Annotated in this window: 1 protein-coding gene; it reads right to left on the minus strand. The window is 73.8% G+C overall.

Annotation, left to right across the window (positions count from 1 at the left end; genetic code table 11):
- A partial coding sequence (locus ACLQ14_RS19415) for a DUF222 domain-containing protein (protein ID WP_425816095.1) occupies positions 1-1,070 on the minus strand: 1,070 nt, incomplete at both ends.

Below are 1,070 nucleotides of genomic sequence, written 5' to 3' on the forward strand. Positions count from 1 at the left end.
CGCTGTCGTCGGGGTCGTCGTCCGCGGGTCCGTCACTGTTCCTGGTCAGGGTGCGCAGCAACGCCAGGACGGGGACGGTCACGGTCACCCGCGGGGCGATCGACCGTGCGATCCTCGCCATCGCCTCCCGGGTCGCTTCGACCCGCCGGGCCGAGTCTGGGGGCTCGGGCGGGTCATGTCGCAACCGGTCGAGAGTCTCCAGCGCCCTGGCCTTCGTCTCCGCGTCCCACACCGGCTCCGAGTCGCCGGCCTCGGAGCCGACCGTCCGCGACGTCGACCCGGGCATCGTCGACCCCGCGTGCGACGGTTGGGGCTGCGGGACGGCGGCGGTCTGCAGGCTCAACGCGACCAGGTCCAACGACCCGTCATCGAGCAGCAACGCCGACAACACGTCCGCGCGCAGCTGATCCGTCGTCCGCTCATCGTCCCCACCCAGCACGCCGACGGCCCGGTCCAACCGGTCCACCACAGCGCACGCCGTGGTCGCAGGAAGGTACGCGGTCAAGAACGCCATCCCGTCCCGGGCCGGGTCCACCCACACCCGCCGACGAGCCGCGGCCCGCTCCTGCCGCACGGTCACCGGCTCGGCGAGCAGCCGCTCCCGCACCCGCCCCACATGCCGTTCGAACGCCCCCGCCGGCATCGAGGCCGCGACCGGCAACACCTCGCCCTCCACCCGCGACCGGTCGCCCGCACCCAACCCGGCGGTGTGCTCCACCACGGCCTGCGCATGCCGGTAGGACACCTCCCCGGCCCGCATCCCGGAAAGCGTCGACGGCAACCCGGTCACGACCTGCTCGGCCTCGTCCAACAACCGGGCCGCGGTCCGCTCGTGCACCGTCAGCGTCGTGGCCACCTCAGCGACCAACGCCCGCTGCGCCAGCTCCACCGCGTCATCACCGACCCAGGTGTCCGGGGCCAGCTCCGGGGCGAGCATCGCCCCCGGCGCGAGCGTCACCGCCCGCCGCGCGAGCTCCAACAGCTCCGTGCGCCACGCCGTCGCGGTCCGGATCATCGACTCCACCTGACCGACCGCCCGCACCAGGTCACCGATCGTCTCCGCACGCTCG

This window comes from Luteimicrobium sp. DT211, from assembly GCF_049844995.1.
GTDB lineage: Bacteria > Actinomycetota > Actinomycetes > Actinomycetales > Cellulomonadaceae > Luteimicrobium.